This is a genomic window from Pseudarthrobacter sp. NKDBFgelt (genome assembly GCF_046097905.1).
GTDB lineage: Bacteria > Actinomycetota > Actinomycetes > Actinomycetales > Micrococcaceae > Arthrobacter > Arthrobacter polychromogenes.
The window spans coordinates 11,260-33,164 of sequence record NZ_JBJURL010000037.1 but is presented as its reverse complement, the minus strand read 5'-3'; the positions used below and the strand labels follow the sequence as shown (position 1 = coordinate 33,164).

General features: G+C 66.9%; 25 protein-coding genes. 6 read left to right on the top strand and 19 right to left on the bottom strand.

Features of this window, described 5'->3' with window-relative positions; all coding sequences use genetic code 11:
- Positions 1-20 precede the first annotated feature (20 nt).
- Both ACKAE7_RS11590 and ACKAE7_RS11585 read right to left on the bottom strand, forming a co-directional pair.
- Positions 21-200 (bottom strand): hypothetical protein, encoded by a 180-nt coding sequence (locus ACKAE7_RS11590; protein ID WP_188731601.1) that lies wholly within the window; start codon positions 198-200, stop codon positions 21-23.
- Positions 201-307: 107 nt separating this feature from the next.
- Positions 308-1,348 carry an NAD(P)-dependent alcohol dehydrogenase gene (locus ACKAE7_RS11585; RefSeq protein WP_400620117.1) on the bottom strand — a complete coding sequence of 347 codons (1,041 nt, stop codon included), beginning with the start codon at positions 1,346-1,348 and terminating at the stop codon, positions 308-310.
- A gap of 152 nt (positions 1,349-1,500) precedes the next feature.
- Here ACKAE7_RS11585 and ACKAE7_RS11580 point away from each other — a divergent pair, with 152 nt between their 5' ends.
- On the top strand, positions 1,501-2,385 hold the full coding sequence (locus tag ACKAE7_RS11580) for a helix-turn-helix transcriptional regulator (RefSeq protein ID WP_400602779.1): 885 nt from the start codon (positions 1,501-1,503) through the stop codon (positions 2,383-2,385).
- Positions 2,386-2,399: 14 nt separating this feature from the next.
- Here ACKAE7_RS11580 and ACKAE7_RS11575 read toward each other — a convergent pair whose 3' ends face one another.
- The 4 genes from ACKAE7_RS11575 to ACKAE7_RS11560 all read right to left on the bottom strand — a co-directional run bounded on the left by ACKAE7_RS11575 (position 2,400) and on the right by ACKAE7_RS11560 (position 5,428).
- The gene (locus ACKAE7_RS11575) at positions 2,400-2,837 is read right to left on the bottom strand and encodes a VOC family protein (RefSeq protein ID WP_190614191.1); all 438 of its coding nucleotides are present in this window, start codon (positions 2,835-2,837) and stop codon (positions 2,400-2,402) included.
- Positions 2,838-2,923: 86 nt separating this feature from the next.
- Positions 2,924-3,721 (bottom strand): GNAT family N-acetyltransferase, encoded by a 798-nt coding sequence (locus ACKAE7_RS11570; protein WP_408979254.1) that lies wholly within the window; start codon positions 3,719-3,721, stop codon positions 2,924-2,926.
- The gene (locus ACKAE7_RS11565; RefSeq protein WP_408979253.1) at positions 3,718-4,635 is read right to left on the bottom strand and encodes a DUF817 domain-containing protein; all 918 of its coding nucleotides are present in this window, start codon (positions 4,633-4,635) and stop codon (positions 3,718-3,720) included. Before ACKAE7_RS11565 ends, ACKAE7_RS11570 begins: the two co-directional genes overlap by 4 nt.
- Positions 4,628-5,428 carry an oxygenase MpaB family protein gene (locus ACKAE7_RS11560; RefSeq protein ID WP_408979252.1) on the bottom strand — a complete coding sequence of 267 codons (801 nt, stop codon included), beginning with the start codon at positions 5,426-5,428 and terminating at the stop codon, positions 4,628-4,630. The genes ACKAE7_RS11565 and ACKAE7_RS11560 overlap by 8 nt, the downstream gene beginning before the upstream one ends.
- Before the next feature lie 136 nt (positions 5,429-5,564).
- On the opposite strand from ACKAE7_RS11560, the gene ACKAE7_RS11555 reads away from it, so the two are divergent.
- From ACKAE7_RS11555 to ACKAE7_RS11545, 3 genes are all read left to right on the top strand, one after another.
- A complete protein-coding gene (locus tag ACKAE7_RS11555; protein ID WP_408979251.1) occupies positions 5,565-6,047 on the top strand; it encodes a hypothetical protein in 483 nt (160 codons plus the stop codon).
- 3 nt (positions 6,048-6,050) lie between these two features.
- Complete coding sequence (locus ACKAE7_RS11550; protein WP_188812920.1) at positions 6,051-6,245, top strand: helix-turn-helix transcriptional regulator; 195 nt, start codon at positions 6,051-6,053, stop codon at positions 6,243-6,245.
- Positions 6,246-6,388: 143 nt separating this feature from the next.
- Entirely contained in the window at positions 6,389-6,793 is a 405-nt protein-coding gene (locus ACKAE7_RS11545) for an Hpt domain-containing protein (protein ID WP_188812918.1), read from the top strand.
- Positions 6,794-6,920: 127 nt separating this feature from the next.
- Here the strand turns inward: ACKAE7_RS11545 and ACKAE7_RS11540 are convergent, their stop codons facing one another.
- Entirely contained in the window at positions 6,921-8,066 is a 1,146-nt protein-coding gene (locus ACKAE7_RS11540) for a phospholipase (protein WP_408979250.1), read from the bottom strand.
- Positions 8,066-8,707, bottom strand: coding sequence for an NADPH-dependent F420 reductase (locus ACKAE7_RS11535; protein WP_408979249.1), 642 nt, complete (start codon positions 8,705-8,707; stop codon positions 8,066-8,068). The genes ACKAE7_RS11540 and ACKAE7_RS11535 overlap by 1 nt, the downstream gene beginning before the upstream one ends.
- A 180-nt stretch (positions 8,708-8,887) precedes the next feature.
- Here ACKAE7_RS11535 and ACKAE7_RS11530 point away from each other — a divergent pair, with 180 nt between their 5' ends.
- Together ACKAE7_RS11530 and ACKAE7_RS11525 are read left to right on the top strand one after the other, a co-directional pair.
- Positions 8,888-9,352 carry a hypothetical protein gene (locus tag ACKAE7_RS11530; RefSeq protein ID WP_408979248.1) on the top strand — a complete coding sequence of 155 codons (465 nt, stop codon included), beginning with the start codon at positions 8,888-8,890 and terminating at the stop codon, positions 9,350-9,352.
- A complete protein-coding gene (locus ACKAE7_RS11525; RefSeq protein ID WP_408979247.1) occupies positions 9,349-11,058 on the top strand; it encodes a DUF5671 domain-containing protein in 1,710 nt (569 codons plus the stop codon). The genes ACKAE7_RS11530 and ACKAE7_RS11525 overlap by 4 nt, the downstream gene beginning before the upstream one ends.
- A gap of 65 nt (positions 11,059-11,123) precedes the next feature.
- Here the strand turns inward: ACKAE7_RS11525 and ACKAE7_RS11520 are convergent, their stop codons facing one another.
- The 11 genes from ACKAE7_RS11520 to ACKAE7_RS11470 form a co-directional block, all read right to left on the bottom strand.
- Positions 11,124-12,218, bottom strand: coding sequence for an L-idonate 5-dehydrogenase (locus ACKAE7_RS11520; RefSeq protein WP_408979246.1), 1,095 nt, complete (start codon positions 12,216-12,218; stop codon positions 11,124-11,126).
- On the bottom strand, positions 12,218-12,988 hold the full coding sequence (locus ACKAE7_RS11515; RefSeq protein WP_408979245.1) for an SDR family oxidoreductase: 771 nt from the start codon (positions 12,986-12,988) through the stop codon (positions 12,218-12,220). Before ACKAE7_RS11515 ends, ACKAE7_RS11520 begins: the two co-directional genes overlap by 1 nt.
- Positions 12,985-13,929, bottom strand: a complete 945-nt coding sequence (locus ACKAE7_RS11510; protein WP_190614173.1) for a 2-hydroxyacid dehydrogenase — start codon at positions 13,927-13,929, stop codon at positions 12,985-12,987. The genes ACKAE7_RS11515 and ACKAE7_RS11510 overlap by 4 nt, the downstream gene beginning before the upstream one ends.
- Before the next feature lie 37 nt (positions 13,930-13,966).
- Positions 13,967-14,716, bottom strand: a complete 750-nt coding sequence (locus ACKAE7_RS11505; RefSeq protein ID WP_188731576.1) for an SDR family oxidoreductase — start codon at positions 14,714-14,716, stop codon at positions 13,967-13,969.
- A gap of 65 nt (positions 14,717-14,781) precedes the next feature.
- Entirely contained in the window at positions 14,782-16,122 is a 1,341-nt protein-coding gene (locus ACKAE7_RS11500) for an MFS transporter (RefSeq protein ID WP_188812907.1), read from the bottom strand.
- Positions 16,123-16,178: 56 nt separating this feature from the next.
- The gene (locus ACKAE7_RS11495; protein ID WP_408979244.1) at positions 16,179-17,192 is read right to left on the bottom strand and encodes a biotin-dependent carboxyltransferase family protein; all 1,014 of its coding nucleotides are present in this window, start codon (positions 17,190-17,192) and stop codon (positions 16,179-16,181) included.
- Entirely contained in the window at positions 17,189-17,920 is a 732-nt protein-coding gene (locus ACKAE7_RS11490) for a 5-oxoprolinase subunit B family protein (RefSeq protein WP_408979243.1), read from the bottom strand. Before ACKAE7_RS11490 ends, ACKAE7_RS11495 begins: the two co-directional genes overlap by 4 nt.
- Position 17,921: 1 nt before the next feature.
- The gene (locus ACKAE7_RS11485) at positions 17,922-18,710 is read right to left on the bottom strand and encodes a 5-oxoprolinase subunit PxpA (RefSeq protein ID WP_190614168.1); all 789 of its coding nucleotides are present in this window, start codon (positions 18,708-18,710) and stop codon (positions 17,922-17,924) included.
- 276 nt (positions 18,711-18,986) lie between these two features.
- On the bottom strand, positions 18,987-19,817 hold the full coding sequence (locus tag ACKAE7_RS11480) for an ABC transporter permease (RefSeq protein WP_408979242.1): 831 nt from the start codon (positions 19,815-19,817) through the stop codon (positions 18,987-18,989).
- 2 nt (positions 19,818-19,819) lie between these two features.
- Positions 19,820-20,740: an ABC transporter permease gene (locus ACKAE7_RS11475; protein ID WP_188812897.1), complete on the bottom strand. Its 921-nt coding sequence runs from the start codon at positions 20,738-20,740 to the stop codon at positions 19,820-19,822.
- The gene (locus ACKAE7_RS11470; protein WP_408979241.1) at positions 20,737-21,861 is read right to left on the bottom strand and encodes an ABC transporter ATP-binding protein; all 1,125 of its coding nucleotides are present in this window, start codon (positions 21,859-21,861) and stop codon (positions 20,737-20,739) included. Before ACKAE7_RS11470 ends, ACKAE7_RS11475 begins: the two co-directional genes overlap by 4 nt.
- Between the last annotated feature and the right edge of the window lie 44 nt (positions 21,862-21,905).

Genomic DNA, 21,905 nt, shown 5'->3' with positions numbered 1-21,905 from the left:
GGGAGAGTTTTAGGCTTGGCCTATTCCTCGCCCGTGTCCTGCGCTTCCAGGAACCTGTCCATGGCTTCGCAGGCCCGTTTCCAGCGGGCGTTCAGGGCATGCCGGCTCAACGGTTCGGACATGCCGTTGAGCACTTTCTCGATGGCATCAGATGCGGCGTCCCGGGCCCGGTCCTGCGCCGCCGGGGTGTAGTAGTTCATGCCGGTTATTCGTTACGTCCGCAGCTGCGGATGGCAACAAACCCCTCCGGCACACGACGGCGGCCGGCCCCTTCACGGGACCGGCCGCCGTCGAACGGGCTGTTTTTCTAGAGGGTGGCGGTGTCGATCACGAAGCGGTAGCGGACGTCCGAGGCGAGGACGCGCTCGTAGGCCTCGTTGATCTTCTCTGCGGGAATGACCTCGATCTCAGCACCGATGCCGTGCTCGGCGCAGAAGTCCAGCATTTCCTGCGTTTCGCGGATGCCGCCGATCATGGAACCGGCGAAGGAACGGCGCCCGCCGATCAGCGCGAACGCGTTGACAGGGAGCGGTTCGGCGGGGGCGCCAACGTTCACCAGGGCACCGTCGAGTTTCAGCAGCTGCAGGTAGGAGCTGATGTCGATCGAGGCACTCACGGTGTTGATGATGAGGTCGAACGTGCCGGCGAGGTCGCTGAAGGTGCTCTCGTCGCTGGTGGCGTAGTAGTGGTCTGCACCCAGCTTCAGGCCGTCTTCCTGCTTCTTGAGCGACTGGGACAGCACCGTAACCTCGGCGCCCATGGCGTGGGCGATCTTGACAGCCATGTGGCCGAGCCCGCCGAGGCCGACGACGGCAACGTTCTTGCCGGGTCCGGCGCCCCAATGGTGCAGCGGGGAGAAGGTGGTGATGCCGGCACACAGCAGCGGCGCGGCGACGTCGAGCTCGAGTCCTTCGGGGATCCGGACCACGAAGTCTTCGGTCACCACGACGTGGGTGGAGTAGCCGCCCTGGGTGATGGTGCCGTCGCGGTCAACCGCGCCATAGGTGCCCACGTTGCCCTTGAGGCAGTACTGTTCCTCGCCCTTCAGGCAGTTCTCGCACTCCTTGCAGGAGTTGACCATGCAGCCGACGCCTACGCGGTCGCCCACGGCGTGCCTGGTCACCTCGGAGCCAACCTCGGTGACGACGCCGGCGATCTCGTGGCCGGGAACCAGCGGGTACTGCTGCGGTCCCCAGTCGCCGCGGACGGTGTGGATGTCCGAGTGGCAGATGCCGGCGAACTTGATGTCGATCAGGACGTCGTGGGGTCCCACTTCGCGGCGTTCGATGGTGGTGGGAATGAGGTTCTCAGTGGAGGACGGGGATGCATAGGCCTTGACGGTAGTCATGGGTCTCCTGGGGTTCTGTTGGGGGTTATTCAAAATGCTACAGGGGCTGGGTTCCATCCAACCGGATACGGCGGCCCCTAGCGGTGGCCCTGTTGAAACTGGTTCTGGCAGTCCTACCCTCAGGGCTCCGGCTTCGACGTAACGTGTCCTGTATGGATAACCGAGCCGAGGTACGGCAGTTCCTCTCCACGCGCCGGGGGCGCATCACTCCGGAACAGGCGGGTATTGAACCGTACGGCGGGCGGCGGCGCGTGCCCGGACTGCGCCGGGAGGAAGTGGCCCGGCTCGCCGGCGTCAGCGTGGACTACTACACGCGGCTGGAACGCGGGAACCTCTCGGGTGTTTCAGACAGCGTCCTGGACGCGATCGCCGGGGCTCTGGAGCTGGACCGCGCCGAACACGACCACCTGTACGACCTCGCCAGGACCGCCAATATGTCCGGCCGGAAGCGTGCCTCCGCCCCGGTCCCGGCAGGCGTGCGGCCCGAACTGCGGTACCTCCTGGACACCATCACCGGGGCACCGGCCTTCATCGGGAACAACAGGCTGGACATCGTGGCCGCCAACACGCTCGGCTACGCCTTGTACTCGGACATGTACCGGGGGCCCGCCCGCCCGGCCAACCATTCACGGTTTATCTTCCTTGATCCCAGGGCGCACAACTTCTACACGGACTGGGAGCGGGCGGCGAGCGCCAACGTGGCCATCCTGCGGCGCGAGGCCGGCCGCAACCCGCATGACAAGGGCATTGCGGAACTCATTGGCGAGCTGTCCATGCGCAGCGATGAGTTCCGCACCCGCTGGGCCGCCCATAACGTCCGGCGGCACTATTCCGGGACCAAGTTTTTCCAGCACCCCGTGGTGGGACTCCTTGAACTGAACTACCAGGTCCTGGGCCTGGAGGAGGACCCCGGGCACTCGCTCACGGTCTACCCTGCCACTCCCGGCAGCCCGGCCGAGGAAGCCCTGAAGCTCCTGGCCTCCTGGGCGGTGACGGAGAACATCGCGGAGCTGGCGCAGGCGAACGGGCGGGGCTAGGCGGGCTTGCGAAGCTAGGCGGGCTGCCCTTCCTGGACGGGCTCCGCAGGCTCAAGTCCGGATTCGTAGCCAATGAGCCAGTGGAGGCCGTGCTGGTCGATAACCTGGCCGTCGGATGCGCCCCAGGGCTTGGGACCGAGCGGGTCCACCACCCGGCCGTCCACGGCGAGCTTGTCGAACCACTCGTGGAGGACCTCCGGCTCGGCGGTCCCCAGCAACGAGAGCATGACCCCTTGAAGACGGACGCTGTTCTGCCCTTCCGCGGCATCCGAACCCGCTACGGCAACGACGCCCTTGAGCACTCCATGGGCTATCGCATCCGGCGGGCCGTCCTTGCGCCCGAAATCCTCATAGCTGTGCAGGAAGAGCTCTCCACCGAAAACGTCCGCGTAGAAGCTCAACGCTTCGCGGGCTGTGCCGGGAAAGCTGACATAGATCTGGGGTGCCGTCATTCGCCCAGCATACAGACGGCACGCGGGAACGATCGGGAAGACTGTATCGCCTGTCCTGCTTTGCGGCGCTGCAGGAACGGTGGCGGTCAGCTGCCCTCCCGCCGCCAGCGGTAAGGCGTGGTGGTGGAGACCTTGACCAGCCCGGAGCGCTCCAGGATGGGTCTGGAGAACTCGGTTGAATCGCTGTGGATGAGTGTTTTGCCCAGGCCGAGGGCCGACTGTGCCCGGCGGGCGGTCAAAGCCCGGTAGATTCCGCGGCCGCGCCATTCCGGGCGCGTGGCGCCGCCCCAGATCCCGGCGAAGGCGGTGCCTTCCACCGGTTCGAGGCGGCCGGCACTGACAATCCGGCCGTCTGCCTCGGCCACCCACAGCTGCATCCCGTCACCCAGTGAGAGCCGGTGCAGCAGGGCATCGGCCATCCCGTCGGACTCCGGATCGCCGAAGACTTCATCCTGCATGGCGCACATCGCCCGGACATCCGGTTCGTCCACCACCTGCCGCACCACCACCCCATCGGGGAGCGGCACGGGAGAGCTGAGCGCCTGCGCGCCGCCGATCATGATGGATTCCGGCGGATCAGGGACAAAGCCGTGCGCCAGCAGCACCTCATGCAGCCCGGGGGCGTGGTCGTGGCTGCGCGTCTTCCATTCCACCCGGATGACCCCGGGATCAGCCCGGAAGTAGTCCACCGCCCCACGGACCAGCGGGCGGAGGGCATCAGTGCCGGCATCCCCAAGATCCCGGTACGTCACAAAGCCGCGGCCGTCCCGGAACGCCGCGAGGTGCAACGGCCCGTGTCTCTTCACCGAGACGGCGCCGGGAGTCTCGGCATCCGTGCGCAACTGTTCATCGTAGGCAGCCAGGAACCGTGCGGATTCACTCATTCCGCGAGCTTACTGGTGGCCGCCGGGATGGTGTGCTTGGCCGGCGCGGACCCGTCAGGCGGTGTCTCCGCGGGCGGCTGCGGTTTGTAGACCCAGGCCACCAGCACCACTGAAATGATCATCAGCAGGAACCAGGCCACGAGCTTCTCCATCCCAACGGGCTGCCAGCCGTCCACCTGGCTGGGATACAGCCAGGCGCCGGACCAGGTGGCGATGTTCTCGGCCACCCAGATGAACAGCGCCACCAGCAGGAAGGCGATCAGCAACGGCATCCTGTAGTGCTTCCTGAACACCCTGAAGTGCATCACGCACCGGCCAAAGACGATCACGACGGCGGCGAGCAGCACCCAGCGTGCGTCCCAGATGTAGTGGTGGCTGAAAAAGTTGACGTAGACGGCCGCAGCCACGGCCACCGTGATCCAGCGCCGCGGATACTGGGCAAACCTCAGGTCGAACAGCCGGTAGACGCGGACCATGTAGGACCCGACGGCCGCGTACATAAAGCCGCTGAAGAGCGGGACCGCCCCGATCCGCAGGAAGCCCTCGGCCTCGTAGGACCAGGAGCCGGCGTCGGTCTTGAAAAGCTCCATCACCGTCCCCACGAGGTGGAACAGGATGATGACCCGCAGCTCCTTCAGGGTTTCCAGCCTGAAGGCGACCATGAGGACCTGGATCATCACTGCGGCGAGGGTCAGGAAATCGTTCCTGGCCAGTCCGGCCCCGTCCGGGTACCAGAGCCGCGCGGCCATCAGCACCGCAAGCAGGGTGGCGCCAAAGATGCACGCCCACCCCTGCTTCAGGCCGAAGACCACGAATTCGGTGAGCTTTGGCCGGACGCGGCTTGAAGGGGCGCTGGCCAGGAAACGGCGCGCCTGCTCGTCAAGCCGCGCCTCCAGCGGAGTGGAGCTAAGCACTTGCGCGGCCTGCCCGGCGGGAGAAAGTGTCCAACTCGGAGAGGCAGTAGTTTTTGAACCAGTGCCGGAGGCGCTGCGGCAGCCTGGGGTAGGCCACGGCGAGGGCTTTCATGGTGCGGTGGAACCGGCGCTCATGGCGCCCGCTCCACGGCAGGCCGAAGTCATTCCGCAGCTGGTCCGGGAGGAGGCCGGCCGTCAGGAACCGGGCGAACGGCATGATGGTGCGGTACCAGAGTGCTGCACGCTGTGGATAGAGGAGTCCGCGGCCCACGCGGATGGCGGCGTCGCTCGCCCGGAGACCGGCCATGCGTGCGTCATAGTACCGGCCGAACGCTTCACGGTCCTTTGGCCACATGTCCGGCGGAAGCTGCAGGGCTGTCCCCAGCTTTGCGTAGTCCCGGTACATGGCGTCGGCGGACTCGTCGTCGAGCGGGCCGTAGATTTTCTCAATGATGACCAGGGCGGTGTCGTAGAGCGTTGCCGTGACCCACAGCTGCAGCTCGGGGTCGTAAGCGTTGTAGCCGGGCGTTTCGTGATCGGCATCCCGGCGGACAGGAACGTGGGCTCGGTTCACCCTGCGGCGGACCTCTTTGACCTGTTCGTCAGTCCCGTAGGTGACGGCATACACGTAGGTCAGGGTGCCCTTAAGCCTGTTGATGGGGCGGTGCGTGAAGCTGCTGTGCTCTGCAACGCCGCGGCCCACGCCGGGGTCTGCAAGCTGCAGCAGGATGGCCCGTCCCGCTCCCGCGAGCAGGATGACCTCCGCGTTCAAGTCCGCAAGTTCCCGCGCCATTCCCTCAGGGTACCGGAGGGCCGAGGCGATGGCCCCGGCCCGGTCCAGTAGCCCGCCGCAATGGACAAGTTTACTTTACAGTCAAGTTCGCTTTACACTGAAGGCATCGATCACCGACAAGAACTGGGGGCCTGACATGACGGAGAACAAGAACAGTGCGGCAGGGAATCCGGTGCGCACCGCCTGGGGACGGGCCCGGCTTGGCACCCGCACAGTACCAGCCATGATGCCCGCCATCCCCCTGGGGATCCTTCTCGCCGCGCTGATCGCGGCAGCGGCCGCCCTGGCAGGCTTTGCTCGGCAGCAGCCTTTGCTGGGTGCCGTCATCGTGGCAGCCCTCATGGTCCTGCCAATGTGTGCACTCGCCTGGGCGTTCCTTGTTGACCGGGATTCCCTGAAGGGAGCGGCCTCCCGCCCGGAGGAATCCGTGGAATCGCGCTGGTATGACAATGCCGCAGCAGGAGCATTCCACGACCTGCTGATCTTTTCCGGCCTCGGGACAGCGGTACTCTTCCTGACGCCCCTTGAAATCGAGGGGTCCGTGGGCCTGCTGGCCGTAAGCGTCGTGGGAATGCTGTCCGCGGGAGTGCGCTACACCGTCAACCGGAGACGAGGGTAGCCATTGGAAAACACCCTTCCGGAACTGCGCAGGGAACATGGCTGGTCGCAGCAAAAGCTGGCCGATGCGCTGGGAGTATCGCGGCAAACCGTCATTTCCATCGAGAAGGGCCGGTTCGATCCTTCCCTCCCCCTGGCCTTCCGCCTGGCATCACTCTTCGGCTGCACCATCGAGGACATCTTCACGCCCGGGGGCTAGCACGAGCAACGCCCGCAGAAAATCGAGTACCCACCACTCGTGCCCTCTATCCCCGCTGCCCGTAGCGTCCTGTGAAAGCCCGCGGGCATCACCGCGGGCATTCCGGCCGCAAGGGGGCTCATGGGCTGCATCGAGGCACCGACATGACCCAGCCGGACGGTTACGCCCCGCCCCTCCTGGACCCCGCAGTACTGGAGCGGCTGCGCGACGAACTCGACGATGACGAGGGCGTGTGGAAGGTCTTCGTTGAGGCCTTCATCGCGCAGATGCCCCAGAGGCTGCAAAAGGTACGGCTTGCCCTGACCACCGGGGACCTGCCGGGTGCCATGGATGCGGTCCTGAGCCTCAAGACCGCCAGCCAGATGGTGGGCGCGGAGAGGCTCGCCGCGCTGGCCCTGGAGCTTGAAAAGTCGCTGCGGGAGGAAGCCAGGACCGCCGACCCGGCCGTGGTTTTACCCCGGCTTGCAGCGGAGCACCTGCGGCGGCTCAAGCAGTGCGCCCAGCGCACCATCTATGTCCTGCAGGACCACCTGGGGAAGGGTCCCTGAACCGAAGGCACTGTGTCCGGCGGACTACGTTGGGGCCTTGGCACAGCAAGCGGACGACGGCGGAACCTCCCGCCGTCGTCCGTTCCAGTTGAGCCTGGCCCGCCGGTGCCGGCCCGGTCCAAGGCCGTCAGACCTGCAGTGTGGCGTAGTAGTGGCTGGTCTGGACGATGGCTGCAACCGCCTCAAGTTCACTGTCGTCGCGGGGACCATAAACCAGGACCATGCCACGGGCGAGCCGGACGCCGGCCAGTGGATGGGCAACCGCCCAGCCCTTCGCTACCGCCTCCGCGGCCAGTACCGGGGGCAAGGCAACGTGGAGTGAGCCGTCGTGGGCCGGATGCTGATGGGCGAACTCCCCCACGGACGGCACCAGGAAACCGTCCGGAGTCGCAGAAGGAGCGGGGCCCAGCATGAGCCCCGTGGCTCCGGGCACCGAAATGGCAGACTGCCGGGTGGAAACACCGGCCAGCGTGCTGATGCGGGACAGCAGTTTGTCCTGCAACTCCCGCGGCGCGTTGTCGCTTCGCTGTTCCTGCGGAATAGTCCATGACACCTGCGGACGATGTCCAACACGAAGCGGCAGGCTCTCCTCCCGCATCCCGGTCCACACGGCCTTCACGTCAGTGCCGCCATTGGCGCGCGACCGGGCAAGGAACGCAAGCCGTTCACGGATCCAGCCGCCGAGCTCGGCCAGCGTCTCACCCGTGATTCCGTGACCACCCGGATCGCGGCGGGCATAGGCTGGGGCGGCGGAGTCCGTGAGGAGGTAACCCCACGTCCGCCGCAGCAGGTCTGCCGGGATAATCCGGTCCCGCTCGCCCTGCGCAACGAAGACGGGCACCCCGGCCAGGCGAGCCACAGAAAGGGGCACCCCTGCGTCGAAGGGCAGGGTGCCGTACAGGATCGCCGCGCCGGCAAAGCGCTGCGGATCGGAAAGCAGCAGGCCGCCTGCGAACGCCGCTCCCCCGCTGAATCCCACCAGCACCACGGGCCGGCCGGCCGCAGCAGCGGCGTCAAGCCAGCTCCGGAACCAGGCCATTGTTTCGCGCAGGGACTCCTCGACAGGCCTGCCGATGCCACGGTTCTGGAACCAGGCGTAGCCGCCACCTTCAGCTATCGGAGCCCGCACAGCCGCATAGGCCGGACCGGTGGGCAGGTGCTCTGCAAGGCCGATGATCTCGCGTTCATTCGAACCCCTGCCGTGCAGCAACACCACCAGCGGCTGCGCCGGATCCGACGATCCGGCGGTCGCCACCACGTGCGGGATGTTCATTAGTTGGTGACCTTGAGCCCGGTGTCCCAGTTGAAGTCTGCGAATTCAGGGTTGGCCTGCAGGGTCATCAGGACGAACTGGAAGCCCTCGAGCTCGCGGGCACGCTTGAGCGGTCCTACAACCAGGGGGCGCATTCCGGCGGCGCTGACAAAGCCGCTGACCGCACGGGCGGCTGCGTCGTCGTCGCCTGCGATGAAGACGTCGAGGGGCTGGCCGTCCGACTCCCCGGCCACCAGGGTGCCGGCGAAGGTGGTGTTGAAGGCCTTGACGACGCTTGCACTGGACGGTGCCAGCGCAGCGATTTCCTCTGCGGCGGACGTCCCCGGCTCAACCACCAGGGAATCGAAGGTTTCAAAGTTCACCGGGTTGGTGATGTCCACGATGGTCTTCCCTGCCAGCGCTGCACCGTAGGTGCTGACGACGGACTTGGCGGCCCCAAAGGGCACGGCGAGGACAACGATGCTGCCCCGGGGATCCTGCGCCGTGGTGCCGGAGGCGACGCCGGCACCCAGTTCGGCGGCGAGGGCCTGGGCCTTGCCTGCGTCCTGGCTGAGGATCTCGATGGTCTTGTTCGCTGCCAGCGCCCGGGTTGCGATGCCGCGGGCCATGTTGCCGTTGCCGATGATGGTGATGTCAGTCATGGGGTTCTTCTTTCCAAAGATGCGGGCCAGGAGGTTTGTCATGGGGTTCTGTTCTGCCGGTTTGCGGATTACTACTTGAAGCTACAACTAAATGTACGTGCGTTTAGTTGAACTGTCAAGCATTTATTTTTGGGCCGAAAGACACCAGCAAATGTCGTGGCGAAAGTGCATACTGGCGCCATGACTGATGCAGCGCGAAAACCGGACCGGATCCTCCTCGTGCTGCTGGGGGTCATCGGCCTGCTGGTGGTGGTGGCCCTCGCCGTGGTGTTCTCCCGCGGAGATCCGGAACCCCTCGATGAGGCCAGCCCTGCCGGAGTTGTCCAGCGGTACAGCTCCGCAGTGATCGACGGCGACCTCGCAACTGCCGAAACATACCTCACGGATTCAGCCCGCACCATCTGCCGCGGCTCGTACTTCGGTGAGCCCCGGCCCGCCCGGGTAGTCCTGGTGTCCACGTCGGAGCGGGACCGGTCGGCCACCGTGCGGGTCTCGATCGTCAACTCGTCCCAGGACGGCCCCTTCGGCCCCTCCGAGTACGAGATGGAAGACATCTTCTCCCTGGTGAAGGCGGACGGAGACTGGAAGATCAGCCAGGCGCCCTACCAGCTCATGGCATGCACCGGAACACAGGTCAAACCATGAGCGCCCCGGCAGGCCTGACCGTTTTACCGGCGGGACTCGCCCAGGTGACGCTGCGCCGGCTCATCCAGTACGCCCTGCTCTTCGCTCTGGTGGTGATTGCCGCCAGTGGCCTCAGCGGACTGCTGGACCGGCTGTTCACGTCGGGGGCTGTGCTGGCATCCACGGACGTGGCCGGGCTCGCCCGGTCCCTGGCCTTCACCCTGATCGGCGGTCCGCTCGCCCTGCTTCTGTGGTGGTTTGTGTGGCGCAGGCTCGACGACGAGGCAGAGCGCAGGTCCGCCGGGTGGGGCCTCTACCTCACCGCCATGTACGGGGTTTCCCTGATCATCTTCACCACCTCGCTGCTGGGGATGGCGGCGTCACTCATAGGACGGCGGGACAGTGACTGGGCGCCGGCGCTTGCCAACGCCGTCGTCTGGGCGGCCATCTGGGCGTGGCACCGGTGGATGTGGAAGCACCCCCGGAAGCCCACCGTCCACCTGGACGACGTGAGGGCCGTCGTCGGCTCAGTGTTTGGCCTGCTGCTCGGGGCCGGCGCCGGCATCGCCGCGCTCAGCGGCCTGCTCGACGTCGCTGTCCGCGGCTTCCCCCTGACGGTGACCGTTGAGCCCTGGTGGTACTCCGTGCTCCGCTCGCTGGTGTGGGCGGCGGGCGGAACCGTGGTCTGGTGGTGGCACTGGTTCCGGGAAGGCGGGCGCCGCTTCCAGACCAACCTGGTTGACAGCATCATGATCATCGTCGGCGTTTTCGCGGCCGGCATCACCGCCCTCGGCGGGGCCGGCGTGGTCCTGTTTGTGCTCCTGCGGCTGGCGTTCGACCGGGACGATCCCATGAACGAACTGCTGGAGCCACTGGCTCCGGCCGTGGCCGCCACACTCGTGGGGGCGCTGGTGTGGCGCTACCACCGCACCGCGTCCATCCGCCGTTCCCCCGCCACCATGCGTGCAAGCCTCCTGGTGACGTCCGCGGTTGCCCTGGCTGCTTCGGCATCCGGGGTGGGCGTTGTGGTGAACGCACTGCTGGCAGCCGCAGTGTCCCCGCTGGCGGGAGGTGCAACGCGGACACTGCTCCTTGGCGGCATCAGTTCCCTCCTGGTGGGCGGGCCGGTCTGGTGGCTGGCGTGGAAGCCCCGGAACCAGCCGCAGGCCGCCGACGCCATCCCGCCCGGACGCCGCGTGTACCTCATCGCGTTCTTTGGCGTCAGCGCCGTGGTGGCACTCATAACGCTCCTGGTCATCGGCTACCGGGTCTTCGAGTTCCTGCTGGGGGACGTCACGGGCGGCAGCCTCCTGGACCGCATCCGCGCACCGTTCGGGCTCCTGGTGGCAGCCGCCCTTGTGGCCGGGTACCACTTCGCCCTGTGGCGGCACGACCGCGCCCTCCTCGCGGCCGCCCAGCCAGCCAGGAAACGGACCATCGAGCAGCTCACCCTGGTCATGGGGCAGCACGCGGACCCCGAGGCTTTGGCACGTGGCATTGCCGAGGCAACGGGCGGTGCCAGGGTCACCGTCTGGCTGCGGGCGGACGACGGCGGCCCGGCCCTTCCAGCGGCCAGTGCAGATTCAGCGGGGGAAGCTTCTCAAGCGCCGGCTGAAACGGTGAGCCAGGTGGCGGCCGCCCTGGACGGAGTCACGGCGCAGCACGTACTGGTACTCGTGGGGCACAGCAGGCTGGAAGTCATACCCCTGCACAGCCCGCCAAAATAGCGGGAGTTTTTGTCCAGATATGCAGGCTTCAGCGGCACTTATCCCTGCATATCTGGACAAAAACTCTAGGCGGAGGCGGAGGCTGGGTGGGTTTCGCCGAAGCTCAGCAGCACTTTCCCGGACTCGGCCGAGTTGCGCGCCACGCTGAAGGCTTCCAGGGCTTCCCCGACGGGGTATTCATGCGTGATGACGGGGTCGATCTGCAGTGAGCCGTCTGCCAGGGCGGCAATAACGTCGTCGATCTCGTCATTGAAGCGGAAGGAACCCTTGAGCTCCAGTTCCCGGGTGATGGCCAGGGAGATCAGCACCGGCTGCGGTCCGGTGGGCAGCAGCCCCACCATCACCACGGTGCCGCCGCGGGTTGCGCCCTGGATAGCGGAGGCGAGGCCGTGGTGGTTGCCGGAGGATTCAATCACGACGTCGGCCTCGACAGCGGCGATCGCATCGGCGTCACCGGCGGTGATCACCTGGTCCGCCCCTACGGCCTTGGCGATGTCCAGCGGCTTTTCATGCATGTCGACGGCGGTAATGCGGCTCGCTCCGGCGCGTTTCAGGACCGCCACGGCCAGGGCACCGATGGGGCCGCTGCCGATCACCAGCGCGGTCTTGCCGGCAACATCCCCGGCCCTCGCCACGGCGTGCCACGCCACGGCTGCGGGCTCGATCAGGGCCGCAGTGCGCAGGCCGATGCCCTCCGGCAGCGTCCGGAGCATCCGCGTGGGGAGGTTCACGTACCGGCTGAACGCGCCGTCCCTGTGCGGAAAACGCGCTGCACTCCCCAGGTAGGTGCAGCCCGGCGAAAGGTTGGGCCTGTCCGCCGGATACCGTGCAGCACCGGGGCCTGGTGTTGCCGGGTGGACCGCCACCGCAGTACCGGCGGCGGGTCCGGTTCCGTCTGCTGCGGCCCGGACCACGGTCCCCGAGATCTCATGCCCGAGCACCAGGGGCGCCTTCAGGATCGATTCACCGGCGGCGCCGTGCAGCCAGTAGTGCAGGTCCGAGCCGCAGATGCCTCCGTAGTGCACCTCAATCACGGCTTCATCCGGGGCGGGTGAAGCAAGGGTCAGTTCGTCGATCCGCAGGTCCCCCGCGGCATGGGCCACCACGGCCGGGCCGGTGACGGGAAGGGTTGTGGTCGTGGGCGTTGTTGGCCTTGCCATCAGACCACCACCGTCATTCCGCCGTCGATAAAGATGGTCTGTCCGTTGACGAAGTCCGAGCCCCGGGACGCCAGCCACACGGCGGGTCCGGCAAGGTCCTGCACTGTCCCCCACCGGTTGGCCGGGGTGCGGCCCAGGATCCAGGAGTTGAACTGCTCGTCGTCCACCAGGTTCTGGGTCATCTCCGTGTGGATGTACCCCGGAGCGATCCCGTTGATCTGCAGCCCGGACGCCGCCCACTCTGCCGTCATGGCACGGGTCAGGTTCCGCAGCCCGCCCTTCGCCGCGATGTAGGGGGCGATGGTGGGGCGGGCAAGGTCTGTCTGCACGGAACAGATGTTGATGATCTTGCCGTGCCCGCGCGGGATCATGAAGCGCGCCGCCTCGCGTCCCACCAGGAAGGCGCTGGTCAGGTCCGTGGAAATCACCCGTTCCCAGTCCTTCACGTCCAGGTCCAGCATGGGCACCCGGTGCTGGATGCCCGCGTTGTTCACCAGGACCTCCAGCGGCCCCACGTGATCCTCCACCCAAGCAACCCCGCGGGCGGCCTCGGCGTCGCTCGTCACGTCGAACGCGACGCTGTGCACCCGCCCGGGCGCAAAGTCTGCAGCCATCGCGGCAACGGCGTCCTTGAGCCGCTCCCCGTTGATGCCGTTCAGCACCACCGTGGCCCCGGCGTCGGCCAGCGCCCGCGCCAGCGCGTTGCCAATACCGCGGCTGGAACCGGTGACCAGCGCAACCCGCCCGGTCAGGTCAAAAAGTGAACTCATGCGAAGGGACCTGCCTGCACCAGGTTGGCCGGGGACTGGCCCGCGGCGAGCGCCTCGAGCTGCTTCCGGAGGAGTCTGAGGATCCGCGGCTGGAACGCCGAGGCGTTGCCGCCCACGTGGGGAGTGATCAGCGCGTTGGGCGTGGACCACAGCGGATGGTCCTGCGGCAGGGGCTCAGGATCGACGACGTCGATGGCGCACTGCAGGCGCCCCGACAGGACCTCCTTGGTCAGGGCTGCGGTGTCCACCACGGAGCCGCGGCCCACGTTCACCACCAGGGCGCCATCCGGCAGGGCAGCCAGGACCTCTTCGCCGATCAGCTGGTGGGTGTGCCCGTTCAGGGGCAGTACCGACACCAGGATGTCGTGCGTGGCGGCCAGCGCTGTCAGTTCCGAGGATGCGTGGACTTCGCCGTGTTCATCGGCACGGGCCGAACTGCCCACCCGGGTGACGGTGACCTCGAACGGCTCAAGCCGGCGGGCGATCTCCTGCCCGATCCCGCCCACGCCCACCAGCAGCACCCGCCGGTCCGCCAGGGACTGGCGCCGCTCCGGCCGCCAGAGACCGTGCTGCTGGTCCCGGACCGCCTGGTCGATACCGCGCAGCTTGGCCAGGATGAGTCCGATGGCGAGCTCCGCCGTCGCCGCCGCGTGGACTCCGGACGCGCTCGCCACGCCTGCGGCCGGCCCGGCAGCCTCAATCACGCCGTCGTATCCGGTGGACTGGGTCTGTACGTACTTCAGGCCGGGTACCTTGGCGAGGGATCCCAGGACAGCGCCGGCGTTGATGTACGGCAGGATGACGCCGTCGATAGCAGCCAGCGTCCCGTCGTCGGGATCCGTCTCCAGGTCCCAGACCACTCCGTGCAGCCCTCCGGGCAGGGGTGAGAGATCGTCCAGGAGCTGCTGGTCGGGGAAGCTGACGGTACGGACTGTTTGCATGGGAAGACCTATCAATCTGGGGCGGGAGTGCCGGGTATTAGCGCCGGTCGAAAGTCAGGCCGCCGGGGACCTGGAAGGTGGGCATAAGCTCCAGCATGCCAACATTCACGTGCCGGGGTGTTTCGATGGCGTAATCCATGGCGTTGACGATGTCATCGGTGGTGAGCGATTCATACCCCTCGTAGTAGGTCTTCCATGCCTCCTCCATTGCCTCGGGCGTGCCGCCCATGTTCCGGCCGAAGATCTCAGTCTCCACGCGTCCCGGGCAGATTTCGGTGACGCGGATGCGTTTGCCCACAGTGTCGTTGCGGAGCTGCCGGGAGACCTGGTGCACCGCGGCCTTGGTGGCGTGGTACACCGTGTGGCCGTAGAAGTTGTAGGTGCCGGCGATCGAGCTGACGTTGATGACGTGCCCCAGGTCGCGTTCCACCATCCCGGGCAGGACCAGCCGGGTCAGCTGGAGCAGGCCGCGGAGGTTGACGTCCACCAGCTCGTCGATGTCGCTCTCGCTGGAGTCCAGGATGTTGCCGGGCCGGGACACTCCGGCGCAGTTCACCAGGACATCCACCTGGAGGTTCCCGACGGCGGCGGCCAGCGCCGCGGTGTCCGTCAGGTCCACCACGTGGGGCACAGCGCCGGTTTTGTCCGCGAGTTCCTTCAGGCGGTCCTCGTTGCGGGCCAGGGCGTGGACGGTGAGTCCGCGCTTTGTTAGGCGTTCGGCGATCGCGGCGCCCATGCCGGTGGAGGCACCGGTGACGAGGGCCGTTGAGTAGTCGGAAAAGGACATGCAGGTCTCCTAGGAAGGTGCAGCAGCGTGCTGCGCAGGTAGCGGAAATTCGGGAAAGTGGAAAGTCAGGCGTCGCGGAGCGGCAGGTGCGCCCTGTCCTTGACCGTGCTGACCGCGGCAAGGGTGCCCAGCGCGGTGATCACGGCGTAGAACGCGGGCATGTAGATGTTGCCCGTGGACGAGATCAGCCAGGTCATCAGCAGCGGCGCGGTGCCGCCAAAGAGTGCGGACGAGATGTTGTAGCCCAGGCCGTAGGCCGAGTACCGGACGCGGGTGGGGAAGAGCTCCACGATGAGGATGTGGATGACTGCCGTGTGCCCGGCGAAGACCACTGCCATGATGGAGGCGCCCAAAATGGCCAGTGCCATCTCGCCGGTGGCAATCAGCGCGTACGAAGGGATGCCCAGGACGGCCATGGCGATGGCGGAACCGGCGATGACCTTCTTGCGGCCGATGCGGTCCGAGAGCGCGCCCATGAAGGGGATGGCGATGCAGATGGCCACCAGGCTGCAGGCGGTGACCAGCAGCGCCTCGCCGATGGTGAAGTTCAGCTGCTTGCCCTTGAGGAACGTGGGCATGTAGGAGAACAGGACGTAGTAGCCGGAGCCGTTCATCAGCGGAATGAAGAGTGCCAGCAGCATGGCGCGGCGGTGCTCGGGCGAGGCAAAAGCCTCCTTGAGCGGGTTGGCCGAGAGCCCGCCTTCTTCCTTGAGCTTTTCGAAGTTGGGGGTGTCACTGATGGCTTTGCGGATGTACCAGCCGATGATGCCCATGGGGATGGCCACCAGGAACGGGATACGCCAAGCGAATGACCCAAAGCCACCGCCGTCAATCGCTTCCTGGGTGAGCCAGGGGGACATGGAATAGGCAACCAGGGTGCCGGTCAGGAGGGCTGCGAACGAGGCAATCTGGGCGTAGGAGGTGATGACGCCGCGCTTGCCCTCGGGAGCGTGCTCGGCGAGGAAGGTCATTGCGCCTGCAGCTTCACCGCCAACGGAAAAGCCCTGGAGCATGCGGAGCAGCACGAGCAGGATGGGGGCCGCGACGCCGATGGCCGCGTACGGCGGCAGCAGGCCGATGCCCGCGGTCGCAACGCTGATCAGCAGGATGACAAACACCAGGAGCTTCTGCCGCCCGATCCGGTCACCGAGGTAACCGCAGACGACGGCGCCGAGGGGGCGCACGAAGAAGGAGACGGCGTAGCCGGCGAAGACAAACAGGAGTGCGTTGTCCGGGTTTCCGGGGGCCAGGAAGACGAGGGCAAGCGTTCCGGCCATAAAGGCGAAGATGCCGTTGTCATAAAGTTCCACGAAAATGCCGACGCAGCCGGCCGTGACGACCTTGCGGGTCTGCTTGCTGCTGAGCCGCTCCTGGTGCGGCTGGGCCGCATGCGTTGAGGTGGACATGGCGTTCCTTACTTAAAGGGGATGGTAACAATGCTTTTCGGGGGAAGCGAGAGTCTTCAGCTTCCGGCGGCGGGTGCAAGCCGGGGCGGGCCCGGGGGACCTCCCACGCCGAGGAGGGAGAAAACGGTGCCCACCGTGGAGCGGAGGGTTTCCAGTTCCCTCAGCGCTGCCCGATGTTTCGCTGTTGCCTCCGGGACGGTGGTTTTGCGGAACGTGATCTTGTGGCCGGGCCGGGCCTGCGCCAGGACGTCCAGCGAGCGGCTGGTCACCACGGCCAGGACGGGGTAGCCGGCGGTTACCCCGCGTCCACGGTGCAGAACCAGGAGTTCCTCCCGGGAGGGCACCTCGATGGCTCCGACCGGGACTCCCCTGGACAGCACCTCGGCGGTGGACTGGCGTTCCGGAAGTGCCCCTCCCAGCCGCAGCCCGATGTGGTTGCTCCGGCCGCTGACGGTGTACTCGGTGCTGTAGAGCAGGTCCGCGGTCCCGCCGAATTCGTCCACATCGGGGCCGTCCGTCACATCCACCACTGCGGTGCTGTGGAACTCCGGGCGGGTCAGGCCCAGGCGGAACAGCGGCAGGTCGAAGTACGGCTGCCGGATGGGCGGGACGCTCTTGAAGGTCCTCAGTTCCGTGCCTTCCGTAAGCCGAAGCCCGAATCCCACCACGGTGTCCGGCGCGCAGCTGCCCAGGAGGACCGGCGCGTGCACTGAGCCGTGGACCGCTACGTAGGCCCGGAGGCCGCCGTCGAGCCTGCGCAGCGCCACTGCCTCCCCCGCCCGCACGGACACTGGCTCCCACTGCTGGCACTCGCGCCCGCCCACTGTGAGGTGCAGGGGCGTTCCCGTGACGGCGATCAGGATGTCCGTGGTGGCGCGCATCCGGAAGTCGAGGGCAGTGATTTCCAGGAGCGGTGAGTTGTCCGCGTTGCCGGCGAGGATGTTCGCCGCCCGGGCCGAGAACTGGTCCAGCGCGCCGTTCACGGGCAGCCCGAACCGGGGTCCCCGGAAGCGGCCAAGGTCCGTGACCACGGAGTTGCCGGGCTGCTGGATGACCAGGGAACCGTTCATCGTGCTGCCTCCAGTTTTCGGCCGGCGTATGTGGCGAAGTCCTCCGGCGGGATCCGGTGGAACCGCAGCACGTCGCCGGGGACGTAGGGAACCAGCGGTTCGGCCGCTGCGTCGAGGACTGTGAGCGGGGTCTGGCCTATGACGCACCATCCGCCGGGTGCGGCCGCGGGGGCGATCACGGCCTGGCGGCCGGCCACGGACACAGCCCCGGCAGGGACGGAGAGGCGGGGGTCCTTAAGACGCGGGACCGGCAGCGGGAAGTCGGGGCCGTCCATCATGGGCGATCCGGCGGGTGCGCCCAAGCAGCGGATCACGTAGGACTTAGTAGTGTGCAGGCGGATGATCTCCTCCACCGGGAGCTGCTGCTGTTCAGCTACGCGTTCCAGGTCCGGCCCGTACTCGCCACCGTAGACCACCGGGACACTGAACTCGCGGGGGGCGCGGGCGGGGGTGCCTGTGAATTCGAGCTGACGCAGGCCCAGCAGCACGAAGGCCCGGACCTGGCGGGCGGAGGTGACGCCGGGGTCGAATTCCACGAGCAGGGAGTCGTACGTCGGCACCGCGCCGTGGACGCCGTCGGCTCCGGCGGCGTCCAGCCACTCGGCAAGGGCATGGACGGTGGCCCAGTTGGCCTCCCGGTCCGCGGAAGATGCGACGACGCGCAGGGCAGCGTCCCCGGATTCGAAGACCTCCACCGGAGGCAGCGCTGGTGTGGAAACGGCGGGCATGTCAGGCGGCTTCCACTTTGGCGGCCAGGACCTGGGCGAGCGGGGCGATGGTCACACCGGCGCGCTCCAGTTCGCTGCGGACCTGGCGTGCCAGCCGGACCGCGCCCGGGGTGTCCCCGTGGAGCAGGATGGTGTCGGCGACGATCGGCAGGTCGGTTCCGGCGACGGTTTCGATCAGGCCCTCGCAGACCATGCGGATGGTGCGGTCCACGATGGCGGAGGCATCGTGGATGACGGCGCCTGGGCGGCTGCGTGGCACCAGGGTGCCGTCCGCCTCGTAGGCGCGGTCTGCGATGCCCACGATGCCCACGGGCAGCTGGCGCGCTTTTGCGGCGTCTGCAAGCTCGCCGTCCTGGGCCAGGACAATGAGGTCCGGGCTGACGCGTGCTGCGGCGTCCGCCACGGCCTGGGCATAGTCGGGCCGGGTGGCTACAAGGTTTCCGAGGCGTCCGTGCGGTGCGAGGTGCACGACGGCGGCGCCATGGTAGGCGGCGAAGGCGCCGAGGGCTCCGAACTGGTACAGGACGTCGTTGCGGACTTCCTCAGCGGTGAGGTCCATGGCGCGCCGGCCGAAGCCGCGGAGGTCCGGGAAACTGGGGTGGGCACCGATGCTGACGCCGCGGCGCACGCACTCGGCGACCGTAGTGTTCATGATGTCCGGGTCCCCTGCATGGAAGCCGCAGGCGATGTTAGCGCTGGACACTACTTCCAGGAGGGCCGCGTCGTCGCCCATGGAGTACGTGCCGAAGCCTTCTCCAAGATCTGCAACGAGATCAACGATGGGTCCCATGTGAGCCCTCCTTGGGGGTGGTAGCGCGGCGCTGGCCAGGGGAAGCGGCAGCTGCCGGAAGCGGAAGTCTGTGGACCAGCCGGATGGGGCTGCGGTCCCGGGCCCGGAATACCGGGCTTGTAGAAAAAGTCTGGCACCGGGACTTTGATCACACAAAGACGTAATCGGTGTCACGGGATAGGTGCCGGTTATGACCTGTGCCTCTTCTGGACGGCGTCCTGCCCGGCCCGCTGGTGCGGACCGGGCAGGACTGTTTGGTTGTACGGGCGGGAGGAGTCAGCGCAGGGCTTTGCGCAGTCCCATGACGCGTTCCACGACCACCACCACGGCAAGAGAGATGAGGATGAGGATCACGGAGAGGGCTGCGACGGCGGCGTCCGCGGAGTTTTCCACGTACCTCAGCACCTGCACGGGGAGGGTTGGCAGGCCTGATTCGGCCACGAACAGTGAGATCACGGCTTCATCGAAGGAGACGATGAAGGCGATGACGCCGCCGGCGATCACGCCCGGCTGGATGATGGGAAGGGTCACGCGGCGGAACACCGTCCAGGAGCCGGCGCCCAGGATGCGTGCGGCCGCCTCACAGGACGTGTCCGTCGTGGCCAGGCTCATCAGGGTGGTCCTGATGACAAACGGGATGGTGATAGCCACGTGGCCGATGATGATGCCGGCGTAGGTGTTGTTCAGTTCCAACGGACCGAAGAGCAGCACCATGCCCAGGGCAAGGACGATGCTGGGGATCAGCAGCGGCGAGAGGAAGAACGACTGCACGGCGGCCTTGGCCTTGAATTCGAACCTGTCCAGCGCGAGCGCCGCCGGCACACCCAGCGCGAGGACAATGAGCGTGACGATGACGGCCACAATCAGGCTGACCTTCATGCCCTCCATGAATGTGCTTTCCTGGGGCAGCATCTCGTACCACTTCAGGGTGATCCCCTCCGGCGGGAAGGACAGGTACTGGTTGGACGCGAAGGACACCACAAACACAATGAGGAGCGGTGCCAGCAGGAACAGGTACAGCAGGAACACCAGCGCGCCGAAGGCGGGTTTGGCGGGGTTGAAGCGCGGTTTGAAGACTTTGGCGCTGCTTGCGTTGGCACTGCTCACGGTCAGCCTCCGATTTTCTTGGTGAGGCGCTGGTAGACGGCGATGATCAGGCCGAAGAGCACCAGCAGGATGACGGACAGGGCGGCGGCGAACGGCCAGTTGAGCAAGCCGGTGGTCTGGTCGTAGATCTCGGTGGCCAGCACCTGCACGCTGCCGCCGCCCAGGAGCCGCGGGGTGATGAAGGTGCTGATGGAGAGGACGAAGACCAGCAGGAACGCCGTCAGGAGGCCGGGAAGGCACAGCGGCAGTGTTACCCGGGTGAAGACTTTGAATTTGCTGGCTCCGAGGGAACCGGCGGCCTCTTCAAGCTGGGGGCTTAGCCTGCCGAACCCGGAGATCATGGCAAGGATTGCGTACGGCATGAAGATTTCCACCAGGCCGATGGTCACGCCGGTCATGTTGTTGGTGAGCTTCAGGGGTGTGTCGATCAGGCCCAGGCCGCCGAGCGAGGAGTTGATCAGCCCGTTGGTTCCCAGGATGACCATCCACCCGTAGGTGCGGACCACGGCGGAGGTGAGCAGCGGGGCGATGGCGATGGCGATGAGCAGGCCGCGCCATTTGCTGGTGCTCCGTGCGAGGAAGAGGGCCACCGGGTAGGACACGATGACGCAGAGGATGCCGACGGTGACGCCCATCTGGAAGGTGTCCAGCGTGACCCGCCAGTAGTAGGGGTCGGTGAGGGGCTGGATGTAGGTGTCCAGGGTGAACGTCTCGACGATGACGCCGTCCGGTGCGCCCTGGTTGAAGGACATCCGGACCATGTACGCCAGCGGGAAGACGAAGCTGACCAGCAGGCCGAGCAGGCCCGGAAGCAGCAGCGCCAGGTAGGTGCGCCGGTTTCGCCGCTCGGTGGCCCGTTCGAGCTGCCCCTCGTCCTGGGCCCTGGGCCGTTCCGGCGCGGCGGGGGCTTCCAGGACCGTCATGCTGCCAGCCTCCCCGGCTGGGCGGCTGCTGGGAGGAGGTAGGCGTCGTCGGCCGCCCAGGAGAGGTAGGCAGCGTCTCCGATGCGGGGCAGGTCGCCGCTGCTGGTCAGCATCTGCGCGTGCAGCTGCTGGTCCCCGACGCGGACCGCGACGGCAAGCGCATCGCCGGTGTAGCTGACCCGTTCAATGGTGCCGGCGAGTGGTGCCTGCGCTGCGCCGGGGTGCAGGGACACATTGAGCCGGTGCGGGCGGATGACCAGTTCGTGGCTGCTGCCTGACAGGCCGGCGGACCCAATGGCGCCGAACTGGCCCAGGCCGTCCACGTCCACCTTGTAGTAGCTTTCGCCTGCCAGGTTGGCCCGTCCCATTTCCGCGCCGACGCGGGCGGTCAGGAAGTTGGCCTGGCCAATGAAGTTGGCGACGAAATGCGTGCGGGGCCGCTCGTACACCTCGGTGGGCGAGCCGAACTGTTCGATCAGGCCGCCGTTCATCACGGCGATCCGGTCAGCCATGTCCAGGGCCTCGTCCTGGTCGTGCGTGACGAAGAGCGTGGTTGCCCGGGTGCGCTGCTGGATGGATCGGATTTCGGTGCGCATGGTTTCGCGGAGTTTGGCATCCAGGTTGGACAGGGGCTCATCCAGGAGGAGCAGGGTGGGCTCCACCACCAGGGCGCGGGCCAGGGCGATCCGCTGCTGCTGGCCGCCGGAAAGCTCCTTGGTCTGCCGCTTGCCGAGGTGGCCCAGCTGGACCATGTCCAGGGCGGCCGCCACCCGTGCCTTCTGCTCAGCCTTGGAAACCTGGCGCATTTCCAGGCCGAAGGCCACGTTCTGCTCCACGTTCATGTGCGGGAACAGGGCGTAGGACTGGAACACCATGCCCATGCCGCGCTTGTTCACCGGGGTGTGGGTGATTTCCTTCCCGTCCACCACGATGGAGCCGGCGGTGGGGTCCATGAGGCCGGCAACCATCCGGAGGGTAGTGGTCTTGCCGCAGCCGGACGGGCCGAGGAGTGCCACCAGGTGCCCCTCCTCAACTTCCATGTTCAGGCGGTCGACGGCGGGGTCAAGATCTGCTGCGTATCTTTTGGTCAGATCAACGATCGACAGTTTGGGTTCAGTCACGGTTTCAGTTCTCCTGAAGGGGAAGTTGGGGAGGGGGCGCCGGC

What these genes read in the sequence shown, in the direction of transcription:
- ACKAE7_RS11590 (WP_188731601.1), bottom strand. Translation starts at nt 200, where the DNA reads ATGAACTACTACACCCCGGCGGCGCAGGACCGGGCCCGGGACGCCGCA.
- ACKAE7_RS11585 (WP_400620117.1), bottom strand. Translation starts at nt 1,348, where the DNA reads ATGACTACCGTCAAGGCCTATGCATCCCCGTCCTCCACTGAGAACCTC.
- ACKAE7_RS11580 (WP_400602779.1), top strand. Translation starts at nt 1,501, where the DNA reads ATGGATAACCGAGCCGAGGTACGGCAGTTCCTCTCCACGCGCCGGGGG.
- ACKAE7_RS11575 (WP_190614191.1), bottom strand. Translation starts at nt 2,837, where the DNA reads ATGACGGCACCCCAGATCTATGTCAGCTTTCCCGGCACAGCCCGCGAA.
- ACKAE7_RS11570 (WP_408979254.1), bottom strand. Translation starts at nt 3,721, where the DNA reads ATGAGTGAATCCGCACGGTTCCTGGCTGCCTACGATGAACAGTTGCGC.
- ACKAE7_RS11560 (WP_408979252.1), bottom strand. Translation starts at nt 5,428, where the DNA reads ATGGCGCGGGAACTTGCGGACTTGAACGCGGAGGTCATCCTGCTCGCG.
- ACKAE7_RS11555 (WP_408979251.1), top strand. Translation starts at nt 5,565, where the DNA reads ATGACGGAGAACAAGAACAGTGCGGCAGGGAATCCGGTGCGCACCGCC.
- ACKAE7_RS11545 (WP_188812918.1), top strand. Translation starts at nt 6,389, where the DNA reads ATGACCCAGCCGGACGGTTACGCCCCGCCCCTCCTGGACCCCGCAGTA.
- ACKAE7_RS11540 (WP_408979250.1), bottom strand. Translation starts at nt 8,066, where the DNA reads ATGAACATCCCGCACGTGGTGGCGACCGCCGGATCGTCGGATCCGGCG.
- ACKAE7_RS11535 (WP_408979249.1), bottom strand. Translation starts at nt 8,707, where the DNA reads ATGACTGACATCACCATCATCGGCAACGGCAACATGGCCCGCGGCATC.
- ACKAE7_RS11530 (WP_408979248.1), top strand. Translation starts at nt 8,888, where the DNA reads ATGACTGATGCAGCGCGAAAACCGGACCGGATCCTCCTCGTGCTGCTG.
- ACKAE7_RS11525 (WP_408979247.1), top strand. Translation starts at nt 9,349, where the DNA reads ATGAGCGCCCCGGCAGGCCTGACCGTTTTACCGGCGGGACTCGCCCAG.
- ACKAE7_RS11520 (WP_408979246.1), bottom strand. Translation starts at nt 12,218, where the DNA reads ATGGCAAGGCCAACAACGCCCACGACCACAACCCTTCCCGTCACCGGC.
- ACKAE7_RS11515 (WP_408979245.1), bottom strand. Translation starts at nt 12,988, where the DNA reads ATGAGTTCACTTTTTGACCTGACCGGGCGGGTTGCGCTGGTCACCGGT.
- ACKAE7_RS11510 (WP_190614173.1), bottom strand. Translation starts at nt 13,929, where the DNA reads ATGCAAACAGTCCGTACCGTCAGCTTCCCCGACCAGCAGCTCCTGGAC.
- ACKAE7_RS11505 (WP_188731576.1), bottom strand. Translation starts at nt 14,716, where the DNA reads ATGTCCTTTTCCGACTACTCAACGGCCCTCGTCACCGGTGCCTCCACC.
- ACKAE7_RS11500 (WP_188812907.1), bottom strand. Translation starts at nt 16,122, where the DNA reads ATGTCCACCTCAACGCATGCGGCCCAGCCGCACCAGGAGCGGCTCAGC.
- ACKAE7_RS11495 (WP_408979244.1), bottom strand. Translation starts at nt 17,192, where the DNA reads ATGAACGGTTCCCTGGTCATCCAGCAGCCCGGCAACTCCGTGGTCACG.
- ACKAE7_RS11490 (WP_408979243.1), bottom strand. Translation starts at nt 17,920, where the DNA reads ATGCCCGCCGTTTCCACACCAGCGCTGCCTCCGGTGGAGGTCTTCGAA.
- ACKAE7_RS11485 (WP_190614168.1), bottom strand. Translation starts at nt 18,710, where the DNA reads ATGGGACCCATCGTTGATCTCGTTGCAGATCTTGGAGAAGGCTTCGGC.
- ACKAE7_RS11475 (WP_188812897.1), bottom strand. Translation starts at nt 20,740, where the DNA reads ATGACGGTCCTGGAAGCCCCCGCCGCGCCGGAACGGCCCAGGGCCCAG.